Raw genomic sequence first — 11,928 nt, 5'->3', positions numbered from 1 at the left:
TGTCCCGGATTGTCATTATGACTAGTCATATCTGTCAAGCAGGAGATCGCGACCCATGACGGACCTATGGGCGCGGCGGGCGCTGCTCGCCGATGGTTGGGCGTGCCACGTGCGGGTGGAGATCAATGACGCCGGCCGCATCGCCGGCGTGACGGCGGATGCGCCCCCCACGGGGCTGCGTGTGCAGGTCTTGTTGCCGGCGCCTGGCAACCTTCACTCCCACGCCTTCCAGCGCGCCATGGCCGGCCTGACCGAGCGCCGTGGCTCCCGGGGTCAGGACAGTTTCTGGACGTGGCGGGCGCTGCTGTATCGCTTTCTGGAGCGGCTGACGCCCGACGACGTGGAGGCCATCGCCGCCCAGGTGTTCGTCGAGATGCTGGAGGCCGGCTACGCTGCCGTGGGCGAGTTCCACTACCTGCATCACCAGCCCGACGGGGCGCCCCACGACCGGCCGGCGGAGATGTCGCACCGGGTGATGGCCGCGGCGGCGACCGCCGGCATCGGCCTCACCCACCTGCCGGTGCTCTATGCGCGGGGCGGGCTGGACGGGCGCCCGCTGGAGGGCGGGCAGCGGCGGTTCGCGGGCACCCTGGACGGGTTCGCCGCGCTTCTGGAGGACGCGGGCCGGGGGATGCGCGGTCTTCCCGGTGACTCGGTGCTGGGGGTGGCGCCCCACTCCCTGCGGGCCGTGGATCCGGTGATGCTGGAAGCCGTGGCCACCCTGCGGCCCGAGTCGCCGGTGCACATCCACATCGCCGAGCAGGTGGCCGAGGTGGAGGCGGTGACCGCCACCCTGGGCGCGCCGCCGGTGGCCTGGCTGCTGGACCATGCGCCGGTCGATGGCCGCTGGTGCCTGGTGCACGCCACGCATACGACCCCGGCGGAGATCGCCGCCATGGCGCGAAGCGGGGCGGTGGCCGGCCTGTGCCCGATCACCGAGGGCAACCTGGGGGACGGGATCTTCGACGGTGCCCGCTTCCTGGCCGAGGGGGGTGTCTTCGGCGTGGGGTCCGATTCCAACGTGCGGATCGCCCTGGCCGAGGAACTGCGCGTGCTGGAGTACGGTCAGCGCCTGCGGGACCACGCCCGCGCGGTGCTGGCCACCGCCGAGCATTCGGTGGGACGGGTGCTCTACCAGGGCGCCTGCCAGGGGGCGGCGCGGGCGCTGGGCCGACCCGCCGGGGCCATCGCCCCGGGACGCTGGGCCGATCTGCTGGCGGTGGACGGCGAGGCCCTGGCGCTGGCGCATCTGGAGGGCGATGCGCTGCTCGACGCCTGGGTGTTCGCCGGTGACGACCGGCTGGTGACCGATGTCTGGTCGGCGGGCCGGCACAGGGTCGTGGCCGGACGTCACGTGGCCCGCGACGTGGTGGCCCAACGGTTCCGCGCCGTGCTGCGGCGCCTGCGGGACGCGGCGTGACCATGGCCCGGCGCCTCCCCCAGGGGGCCGCCTATCAGGCGGTGCAGCGGGAGATCCTGGCCCGCATCCGTGACAAGACCTGGCCGCCGGGGGCGCTGATTCCCGGCGAGATCGACCTGGCGGCCGAGTTCGGCTGTGCCCGGGCGACCATTAGCCGGGCCATGCGGGAACTGGCCGAGGCCGGCGTGCTGGAGCGCAAGCGCCGTGCCGGGACGCGGGTCGCGGCGAATCCCGTGCGCCGCGCCATGCTGGATATTCCCATGGTGCGCCAGCAGGTGACGGACACCGGTCGGGCCTATGGCCATGACCTTCTGTTCCGCGCCGTCGAGCCGCCGCCCGAGGCGATTCGGGCCCGTCTGGGCCTGCGCCCCGGGACTGCGGCGCTGCACGCGCGCAGCCTGCACCGCGCCGACGGCCGGCCGTTCCAGGTGGAGGATCGCTGGATCAATCTCGACGCCGTGCCCGAGGCGGTGTCGGTCGATCTGGCCGCCATCAGCGCCAACGAGTGGCTGGTGCGCGAGGTGCCGCTGTCGACCGCCGAGACAATGTTGTCGGCCGCCGCCGCGACCGAGGTCGAGGCGGCCTTGCTCGGCTGTCCGCCGGGCGCGCCCCTTCTGGAAATCGAGCGGACCACCTGGCTGGGGGATCTGCCGATCACCACCGTCCGGTTGCTGCATCCGCCCGGCTTCCGCGTGGTCGGGCGGGTGTGAGCGGGCCTCCTCCTACGCGTCCCGCTCGGGTGCCCGGAACCACAGAGGCGGCAGGTCCGCCGCCTCGCCCAGCACCATGCCCAGGACACCCCGGTCGCGCGCCCAGTCGGCCGAATCGCGGCGCGGCTGTCCCGACCCGTCCAGCCAGATGACATCGGGCCGGCCGGTGCGGGGGTCCAGCGCGCCGGTCAGGAAGCGGTCGCGGCGCAGCGCGGGGGTTGCCTTGCGGCGGGCGATCAGGTCGCGCACGAAGGCCAGGAGGTCCGTGTCCGCGTGCTCCCAATCCAGCCAGGTGAGCGGGGTGTCCTGGCAGTAGGCATTGTTGTTGCCCCGCTGCGTGTGGCCGATCTCGTCCCCGGCGACGATCATGGGCACGCCCAGCGCCGTCAGGAGCGCCGTCAGCAGGGCGCGGCGCCGTGCCTCGCGATTGGCCAGCACCGCCGGGTCGGTGGTCTCGCCCTCGACGCCGCCGTTCCAGGACAGGTTGCTGGTGGTGCCGTCGCGGTTGCCCTCGGCGTTGGCCTCGTTGTGCTTGTCGTCGTAGGAGACGAGGTCGCGCAGCGTGAAGCCGTCGTGGGCGGTCACGAAGTTGATCGACGCCTGCGGCGGCCGGCCGTTGCGGTCGAACAGGTGGCTTGTGCCAGCCAGGGCCGAGGCCAGCGCGCCGGCATCCCCGGTGCCGGCGAAGAACGACCGCGTGGCGTCGCGGAAGTGGTCGTTCCATTCCGCCCAGGGGGCGGGGAACTGGCCGGTGCGATGGCCGTCCGTGCCCAGGTCCCAGGGCTCGGCGATCAGCTTGACGTCGGCCAGCACCGGATCCTGGGCGACGGCCGACAGGAAGGGCCCGGTGGGGTCGAAGCGGCCGTTGTGGCGCGCCGGCGTCACGGCCAGATCGAAGCGGAACCCGTCCACCCCCATCTCCGTCACCCAGAAGCGCAGGCTGTCCATGACCAGGCGCAGGCACAGGGGATGCTCGATCCGAAGGGTGTTGCCGCAGCCGCTGTCGTTCCAGTACAGGCGGCCCGCCTCGCGGGTGCGATAAAAACAGCGGTTGCCCAGGCCGCGCAGGCCGAGGGTCTGGCCTTGCTCGTCGCTTTCGGCGGTGTGGTTGTAGACCACGTCGAGAAGGACCTCGATCCCCGCGTCGTGCAGGGCGGCCACCATGGCCCGGAAATCCTCGGGCGTGCCGTAGCGGGGATCCAGGGCGCGGAAGGCATAGGGGTTGTACCCCCAGTAGTTGGTCAGGCCCAGGGGCGGCAAATGGCGCTCGTCGGCGAAGGCGAACACCGGCAGCAGTTCCAGCGCCGTGATGCCCAGGTCCCGCAGGTGGCCGACGATGGCCGGGTGGGCCAGGCCGCGCACCGTGCCCCGATCGGCCTCCGGCACCTCGGGATGGCGCATGGTCAGGCCCTTGACGTGGGCCTCGTAGAGGATGGTGTCGGCCCACGGTGTCCTGGGTCCCGGGGGCATGGGCTTGAACGGTTTGCGCACCACCGCCTTGGGCATGTGGGGGGCGCTGTCGCGGTCGTCGAAGGCCCTGTCGTCGTCGGCGGCGGCCGGGCCGGCGCCGCGCGGGTAGCCGAAGGTGGCGTCGTGGGGATGGACGCGCCCCACGACCTGTCGCGCCCAGGGGTCCACCAGCAGCTTGTTCGGGTTGTGGCGATGCCCGAGGTCGGGATCATAGGGGCCGTGGACGCGCAGCCCGTAGAGCTGCCCCTCGGTCACGCCGGCGATCTGGCCATGCCAGATGCCGCGCGGATCCCGGGCGGGCAGGGCGACGCGCGCCCGCTCCGGTCCGTCCACCGAGTCGAACAGGCAGACCTCGACGGCGGTGGCGTAGGGGGCGGGAACGGCGAAGCTGGTGCCGCCCCCGACCACGCTGGCCCCCAGGGGATCGGGGCGCCCCGATGTGATCGTCGGGCGCCGCGATAAGGATCCGCCTCGGCCCGCCATGGTCCGTCTACTCCACGGGATCAGGCTTGAGGATGACGGTGGCCAGCGGCGGCAACGTCAGCAACAGGCTCTGCGAATGGCCATGGCATTCCTGCGGCAGGGTCACCACCCGGTCGTTGGTTACGCCCGAGCCCCCATAGTCAGCCGAGTCGGTGTTCAGGACTTCGGTGTACCAGCCGGCGCGGGGGGCGCCGATGCGATAGGTCTCGCGCACCACCGGCGTGAAGTTGCAGACCACGATCAGGAACGGCGCGTTCGGATCGGCGCTTTCCCGGCGCACGAAGGCGAGCACGCTGTGGGTGTGGTCGTTGCAATCGATCCAGGCGAAGCCCTCGCCCTCGCAGTCGTGCACATGCATGGCCGGCACATCGCGATACAGATGATTGAGGTCGCGCACCAGCCCCTGGGTCTGGCGGTGCCAGGCGGTCTCCAGCAGGTGCCAGTCCAGGCTGGTGCGGTAGTTCCACTCCCGGCCCTGGGCGAACTCCGAGCCCATGAACAGCAGCTTCTTGCCGGGGTGGGTCCACATGTAGGCCAGGTAGGTCCGCATGTTGGCGAACTGCTGCCAGCAGTCGCCCGGCATGCGGCCGAGGATGGACCGCTTGCCGTGCACCACCTCGTCATGGGACAGGGGCAGGACGAAGTTCTCGTTGAAGGCGTAGATCAGGCTGAAGGTCAGGTCGTTGTGGCGGTAGCGCCGGTGCACCGGATCCTCGCTGATGTACTTCAGCGTGTCGTTCATCCAGCCCATGTTCCACTTGTAGCCGAAGCCCAGCCCGCCCAGGTACGTCGGGCGCGACACCATCGGCCAGGCGGTGCTTTCCTCGGCCAGGGTGACGGCGCCGGGGAAATGGCCGTACACCAGTTCGTTCATGCGACGCAGGAAGTCGATGGCCTCCAGGTTCTCGCGGCCGCCGAACTGGTTGGGGATCCAGTCGTCCCCCTCGCGGCTGTAGTCGAGGTACAGCATCGACGCCACGGCATCGACGCGGAGCCCGTCGATGTGGAATTTGTCCAGCCAGAACAAGGCATTGGCCAGCAGGAAGTTGCGCACTTCGGTGCGGCCGTAGTTGTAGATCAGGGTGCCCCAGTCCATGTGCCGGCCCTGGCGGGGGTCGGCGTGCTCGTAGAGGTGGGTGCCGTCGAACCACACCAGGCCGTGGGCGTCCTCGGGGAAGTGGCCGGCCACCCAGTCGATGATGACGCCGACCCCGGCGGCATGGCAGCGGTCCACGAAGTAGCGGAAGTCGTCGGGCGTGCCGAAGCGGCTGGTGGGCGCGAACAGGCCGATGGGCTGATAGCCCCAGGAACCGTCAAAGGGGTGCTCGTTGACCGGCAGCAGCTCGATATGCGTGAAGCCCATGTCGCGCGCGTAGGCGGGCAGGTCGTCGGCCAGTTCCCGGTATGTCATCGGGCGTTCGGCGCCGCTGTCCGCGTCGATCACCCGTTTCCAGGACCCCAGGTGGACCTCGTAGATGCTGATCGGCGCGCGGCGCTCGACACGCTGGGCGCGGGTGTCCATCCACTCCGCGTCGGTCCAGTCGAAGCCGTCCAGGTCGTAGACCACGCAGGCGGTGGCCGGCGGAACCTCGCAGAAGAAGGCATAGGGATCGGACTTCAGGGGCAGCAGGCCACCGTCGGCGCCGACGATCTCGAACTTGTAGCGGCTGCCGGCCTGAGCCTCGGGCAGGAAGATTTCCCACACCCCGCAGTTGAGATGCTTGCGCATGGGATGCACGCGGCCGTCCCAGCCGTTGAAGTCGCCCACGACGCTGACGCGGCGCGCATTGGGGGCCCAGACGGTGAAGGCCACGCCGGAAACGCCCCCAAGGGTCGTGACATGCGCCCCCATCTTCTCGTAAAGCTTGAGATGGGTGCCCTCGCCGATGAAATAGGTGTCCAGCTCCCCGAGCACCGGCTGGAAGCCGTACGGATCCCACACGTCCACGGTGGTCTCGCCATGCGTGACGCGCAGCTTGTAGGGGACCGGCTGGGTGGCGTCGGGCAGGTCGGCCAGGAACAGGCCGGCGTCGTCGGCGCGCTCGGCCTCGGCCAGGTCCGCGCCGCTCTCCGGGTCGATCACCCGCACGGCCTCGGCCCAGGGCAGGAACACGCGGACACAGCGGCCCGTCCGGGCGTGGCCGTCGGCGGTTCCGGTATGTTGGCCGAGGAAAGCGAACGGATCGCCATGCCGGGCGTTGCGCACGTCATGGGCCTGCGTGGCGATCGAGTCGGCGGTCGGACGGGTCAGCATCGGCAATCGGTCTCCCGGTCATGGAGTGCCGGCGGGTCGGGTCCCGGGCCGGCGACGACACGGACCCGACTCGCGGGGCGTGACAAGGGGCCGAGGGCGGAGATCGCGGGGTCCACGCCATGGCCATCGCCATGATCGACTCATGGACCCTGTCGCGATTGCTCTCGGTTATCTGCGGAACCGAAGGCCCCGGACCATGACGCACCCGCACTGTCGAGGCAAGCCCCCGACCAACGGGCGTTCAGGGTACGGCCGTGTTCCTGGGTCTTGTGCGTCGACGCCGTTGTCCGCGAGGCGCGGGTCCACCGTGTCTCGTAGGGTGGATCCGCGCACGCCTGCCGTCAAGACGGGCCCCGGTCGGGGCGTGGCCCGTGCCTCGGCAACAAAAGTCTCTGCGCCATGTTTTGACCTTGGTGCACGGGTCCATACAAAGGCATTAAGGTCGCCTTTGCTTTGTCTGGATCGAAGTGCATTAGTCCTCGGTCTTCTTGCGCCGCGCGGTCCGCTTGGGCTTGGCTGCCGTGGCGTCGGCGCTTTCGGCATCCGCCTCGGTCTTGGCCTTGGTGGTGCGCCGGGTGCGTTTGGGCTTGGCGGCGTCGTCCCCCTCGGCGGTGGCGTCGGCGGCCTTCGTCGTGCGACGGCGGGTCGTTTTCGGCTTGGGCGCGGCGCTGTCCGCCCCGGCCGTGGCTTCGTTGGCCAAAACCTCGGCCTCGGCACGGGCCCAGTGGTCTTCATCGCGGCCGAGGGGTTGACCTTCCTCCAGCCAGAGTTCGTAAGCGCGCGACCGGATGCGCTCCAACAGGTCGTTCTGCATGGTCATGTCTCGGTTTCCCCGGGATCGGCTGTGGACGGGATCGACTGTGGATGAGTTCGGTGGGACGGGACCATAATGGTCACGGAATGCACGCATCGGATTGGGTCGGCGCCAGGCCAGGAATACCGGGTCGCGGTAACCCAAGCTCCGGGGGCAAGCACGATTGGTCGGCGAACCGGGTGAACCCCGCGCGCCGAGCGTTTCGTTTTTATCCGCACCCCTGGCGGTGTTGGCAATGGAAACTTGACCTCACTCCGGTTCCGGGACACGTGCACGGCGCGCCATGGCCGATCGGCCACAGCCGCCGGTGAGGACGCCGCGCGACGGACCTCGCCTCGCACCAGCCCCTTGAAATCCTCCGCGACGCTGATTATCCAATTGGGACCGGATTGGTCCCGTTTCAGGGACCCCCCGGGAGGCCCCCCCGCCGCGCGGGGAGGCGCCGCCGGGCCAAGGACGGTTTGGCCAGGGACGTTTCGGGGCGGGTCCAGGAAGGGGCGCCGGGGAGTCCATGGGGACGCAGTGGTCCACCGATCGGGAGGGCGGATGTTTCGCATCAACAAGCTGACGGACTATGCCGTGGTGCTTCTGTTGGACATGGCGCGCGCGGGCCAGGTCCGGGCGGCGCATCAGATCGCCGCGGATACCGGCGTTCCCGTGCCCACGGTGGCCAAGGTCATGAAGGCCCTGGTGCGCGCCGGGCTGGTGCGCTCCACGCGGGGGTCCAGCGGCGGATATGTGCTGGCCCGACCGGCCGAGAGCATCGCCGTCGCCGACATGATCGAGGCCCTGGAAGGCCCTATCGCCCTCACGGCCTGCGTGCTTGATGCCGACGACACGTGCGAGCGCGAGGGATTCTGCCCGATGAGCGGGCATTGGAACCGCGTCAACACGGCGGTGCGCAAGGCCCTGACCGGGATCACCCTGGCCGAGATGGCGGCCCGGCCGGCCCCTGCGTCCTGGAGGGCGCAGCCGGCGACCGATCCGGGCGGGGTGTTCCGGCGCCCCGCGCCGGCCGACTCTGGTCCGGCGCTTGCGTGACGGTTGATATCGAGGACACGGGCTGGGTGGGGCATGACCCGCCCTGTCGCAGGCCGGACACGGCCCTGGCTGCATTCGGAGGACTGGACCATGGTGGCGACGCAGGAGACGGTGGAGCGCATCGCCGAGGCGACGGGCCGCTACAAGTACGGCTTCATCACAGACATCGACTCCGACAAGGCTCCCAAGGGCCTGAACGAAGATATCGTCCGCTTCATCTCGGCCAAGAAGGACGAGCCCGACTGGCTGCTGGAGTGGCGTCTGAAGGCGTATCGCCACTGGCTGACCATGCGTGAACCCTCCTGGGCCAAGCTCGGCTATCCACCCATCGACTATCAGGACGCCTACTACTACGCGGCGCCCAAGAGCCCCGAGGACGCGCCCAAGAGCCTGGACGAGGTCGATCCGGAGCTGCTGCGCACCTACGAGAAGCTGGGCATCCCCTTGCGCGAACAGGAGATGCTGGCCGGCGTGGCGGTGGACGCGGTGTTCGACAGCGTGTCCGTGGCCACGACCTACAAGAAGAAGCTGGAGGACATGGGGGTCATCTTCTGCCCCATTTCCGAGGCCGTGCAGCGCTATCCCGAGTTGGTGCAACGCTACCTGGGTTCGGTGGTGCCGTATTCGGACAACTTCTTCGCCACCCTGAATTCGGCGGTGTTCACCGACGGCTCGTTCGTCTATGTGCCCAAGGGCCTGCGCTGCCCCATGGAGCTGTCCACCTACTTCCGCATCAACGAGCGCAACACCGGTCAGTTCGAACGCACGCTGATCATCGCCGACGAGGGCAGCTACGTGAGCTACCTGGAAGGCTGCACCGCGCCCCAGCGCGACGAGAACCAGTTGCACGCCGCCGTGGTCGAACTCGTGACCATGGACGACGCCGAGATCAAGTACTCCACGGTCCAGAACTGGTACCCCGGGGACGAGAACGGCAAGGGCGGTATCTACAACTTCGTCACCAAGCGCGGCGCCTGCCGGGGCCGCGATTCCAAGATCATGTGGACGCAGGTGGAGACCGGCTCGGCCATCACCTGGAAGTATCCGTCCTGCATCCTTCAGGGCGACAATTCGGTGGGCGAGTTCTACTCGGTGGCCATCACCAACAACGCCCAGCAGGCCGACACCGGCACCAAGATGATCCACATCGGCAAGAACACGCGCTCGCGCGTCATCTCCAAGGGCATCGCCGCCGGGCGAGCCGACCAGACCTACCGGGGCCTGGTGCGCATGATGCCCAAGGCCGAGGGGGCGCGGAACTACACCCAGTGCGACAGCCTGCTGATCGGCGATCGCTGCGGCGCCCACACCGTGCCGTACATCGAGACCCGCAACCCCACGGCCCAGGTCGAACACGAGGCGACGACCAGTCGCATTAGCGACGACCAATTGTTCTATTGCCTGCAACGCGGCATTCCGCAGGAGGACGCGGTGACCCTGATCGTCAACGGGTTCTGCAAGGAGGTCCTGCAGACCCTGCCCATGGAGTTCGCCGTGGAGGCCCAGAAGCTGGTGGGCGTCAGCCTGGAGGGCAGCGTGGGCTGATCCCTGCCGGGCCGGCCCCGGTTCCCACGCCTCCCCCCAACTCCGCACGACCGACGCGATCAAGACAGGACATTTCAGCCATGGCCCTTCTGGAGATCACCGACCTGCACGCCGCCCTGGAAGACGGGGGCAAGCCCATCCTCAAGGGCGTGAGCCTGACCATCCGGCCCGGAGAGGTCCATGCCGTCATGGGCCCCAACGGTGCCGGCAAGAGCACCCTGTCCAATGTGATCGCCGGCCGGCCCGGGTTCGTGGTCACCGGCGGATCGGTGACCTACGACGGCCAGGACCTGCTGGCCCTGGACGCCGACGCGCGCGCCCGCGCGGGTGTGTTCCTGGCCTTCCAGTACCCGGTGGAGATCCCCGGGGTGGCCACCGCGACCTTCCTGAAGACGGCCATCAACGCCCGGCGCAAGGCCGCCGGCGAACCGGAGATCGAGGCGCTGGAGTTCCTCAAGCGCATGAAGGCCAACGCCAAGGCGCTGGGCGTGGTCGAGGACATGCTGAAGCGGCCGGTCAACGTGGGCTTCTCGGGCGGCGAGAAGAAGCGCGCCGAGGTGTTGCAGATGGCCATGCTGGAGCCGCGCCTGTGCCTGCTGGACGAGACCGACTCGGGCCTGGATATCGACGCGCTGCGGGTCGTGGCCGATGGCGTCAACGCGTTGCGCGGTCCGGACCGGGGCATGCTGGTGATCACCCACTACCAGCGCCTGCTGGATTACATCGTGCCCGACGTGGTGCACGTGCTGGTGGACGGCCGGATCGTCAAGAGCGGCGACAAGGCGCTGGCCCTTGACCTGGAGGCCCACGGTTACGCCCAGTTCGCCGGCGCGGCGGCGTGAGCCCGGGAGGAGGACGCGGCATGACCGAAACACTGGACCTCATCCCACTGGCCCCCGACGAGGTGACCCTGGGCGTGAACGAGCCGGCATGGCTCGCCGACCTGCGCCGGGCTGGGCTCTCGGTCTATCGCGGCCAGGGCCTGCCCACGGTGCGGGTGGAGGCGTGGAAGTACACCAGCCTGGCGGGCTTGCGGAAAATCGACCATGTCCGCGATGACGGCACCCTGGGCCTGTCCGACTGGGGGGGGCGCGGCGCGCTGGACCTGCCCGACGCGCATACCGTCACGCTGGTCAATGGCCGGCCGGTCGGCGTGCCCGACGCCCTGCCGGTGGGGGTGCGCGTCGCCAGCCTGGCGCATCTGCTGGAGACCGAACCGGACCTGCTGACGCCGTATCTGGGGCGTGGCGCCGACCTGTCGGACACGCCCATGGGGGCGCTCAACGCCGCGCTGATGGCCGATGGGCTGGTGGTGCTGGTGGCGCCCGGGGTGGCCCTGGACCGGCCGCTGCACATGATCTCGGTGACCGAGGCCCCGGACCACGCGCGCCACATCCATCCCCGCCATCTGGTGGTGCTGGGCGCGGGCGCCGACGCCACGCTGGTGGAAAGCCGGGTGACGGCCCCCGGCGCGGCCCCGACCCTGACCAACATGGTCACCGACATGGTGGTGGGGGAGCGGGCGCGGCTGCGTCACCTGAGCCTGGCCAACGGCGGGGCCGAGGCCGTCGATCTGGGCCTGACCACCGTGACGGTGGGGGCCGAGGCCGCGTACGACGCCTTCACGCTGACCCTGGGCGGGCGGCTGGTGCGCCACGAGGGGTGTGTGCGGCTGGCGGGCGCGGGGGCGGAGACCCGCTTGCGCGGCGCCTACGGCGTGCGCGAGGCCCAGCATGTGGACACGACGCTGCGCGTGGACCACGCGGTCGCCGACACCACCTCGGACCAGGTGTTCAAGGGCGTGGTCGATGCCGGCGGGCGCGGCGTGTTCCAGGGCAAGACCCTGGTGCGGCGCGACGCTCAGCGCAGCGACGGCGGGCAGTTGCACAAGGCCCTGGTGCTGTCCCGCGACGCCGAGGTCTACACCAAGCCGGAACTGGAGATTTACGCCGACGACGTGAAATGCGGCCACGGCGCCACGGTGGGCGAACTGGACGCCGACCAGTTGTTCTACCTGATGGCCCGGGGTATCACCGAGGCCGACGCCCGCGCCCTGCTGGTGGAGGCGTTCCTGGACGATGTCGTCGAGGCCGTGCCCGAGGGCGCCTTGCGCGACGCCTTCCTGGACGCGGTGCGGGCCTGGCAGGCGCGCCGTCACGCCGTGACCTGGCAGGCTTGAGATGGGGAGGCC

At 69.8% G+C, this 11,928-nt stretch carries 9 protein-coding genes; 6 read left to right on the top strand and 3 right to left on the bottom strand.

The genetic code is table 11. From position 1 onward, the window contains the following. The first annotated feature begins 55 nt into the window (after positions 1-55). Both GGD89_RS04850 and GGD89_RS04845 read left to right on the top strand, forming a co-directional pair. Positions 56-1,420: a formimidoylglutamate deiminase gene (locus GGD89_RS04850; protein WP_184042983.1), complete on the top strand. Its 1,365-nt coding sequence runs from the start codon at positions 56-58 to the stop codon at positions 1,418-1,420. A 2-nt stretch (positions 1,421-1,422) separates the two neighbouring features. After that, positions 1,423-2,130, top strand: a complete 708-nt coding sequence (locus GGD89_RS04845) for a histidine utilization transcriptional repressor HutC (protein ID WP_184042982.1) — start codon at positions 1,423-1,425, stop codon at positions 2,128-2,130. Positions 2,131-2,142: 12 nt separating this feature from the next. Here GGD89_RS04845 and glgX read toward each other — a convergent pair whose 3' ends face one another. The 3 genes from glgX to GGD89_RS04830 form a co-directional block, all read right to left on the bottom strand. After that, entirely contained in the window at positions 2,143-4,083 is a 1,941-nt protein-coding gene (gene glgX, locus GGD89_RS04840; RefSeq protein WP_184042981.1) for a glycogen debranching protein GlgX, read from the bottom strand. 7 nt (positions 4,084-4,090) lie between these two features. After that, the gene (glgB, locus tag GGD89_RS04835) at positions 4,091-6,337 is read right to left on the bottom strand and encodes a 1,4-alpha-glucan branching protein GlgB (RefSeq protein WP_184042980.1); all 2,247 of its coding nucleotides are present in this window, start codon (positions 6,335-6,337) and stop codon (positions 4,091-4,093) included. Positions 6,338-6,809: 472 nt separating this feature from the next. Beyond that, the gene (locus GGD89_RS04830) at positions 6,810-7,157 is read right to left on the bottom strand and encodes a DUF2934 domain-containing protein (RefSeq protein WP_221238329.1); all 348 of its coding nucleotides are present in this window, start codon (positions 7,155-7,157) and stop codon (positions 6,810-6,812) included. A gap of 540 nt (positions 7,158-7,697) precedes the next feature. Between GGD89_RS04830 and GGD89_RS04825 the strand changes: the two genes are divergently transcribed. The 4 genes from GGD89_RS04825 to sufD all read left to right on the top strand — a co-directional run bounded on the left by GGD89_RS04825 (position 7,698) and on the right by sufD (position 11,916). Further along, entirely contained in the window at positions 7,698-8,192 is a 495-nt protein-coding gene (locus tag GGD89_RS04825; protein WP_184042979.1) for an SUF system Fe-S cluster assembly regulator, read from the top strand. Between the two features lie 90 nt (positions 8,193-8,282). Next, positions 8,283-9,737: a Fe-S cluster assembly protein SufB gene (sufB, locus tag GGD89_RS04820; protein WP_221238328.1), complete on the top strand. Its 1,455-nt coding sequence runs from the start codon at positions 8,283-8,285 to the stop codon at positions 9,735-9,737. An 80-nt stretch (positions 9,738-9,817) separates the two neighbouring features. Continuing rightward, entirely contained in the window at positions 9,818-10,579 is a 762-nt protein-coding gene (gene sufC, locus GGD89_RS04815) for a Fe-S cluster assembly ATPase SufC (protein ID WP_184042978.1), read from the top strand. 20 nt (positions 10,580-10,599) lie between these two features. After that, on the top strand, positions 10,600-11,916 hold the full coding sequence (gene sufD / locus GGD89_RS04810; protein WP_184042977.1) for a Fe-S cluster assembly protein SufD: 1,317 nt from the start codon (positions 10,600-10,602) through the stop codon (positions 11,914-11,916). Positions 11,917-11,928 lie beyond the last annotated feature (12 nt).

Origin of the sequence: Roseospira visakhapatnamensis, assembly GCF_014197915.1 — a bacterium.
Lineage (GTDB): Bacteria > Pseudomonadota > Alphaproteobacteria > Rhodospirillales > Rhodospirillaceae > Rhodospira > Rhodospira visakhapatnamensis.
Note: the sequence above shows the minus strand (reverse complement) of the source record. Positions and strands in the feature narration are given on the sequence as shown.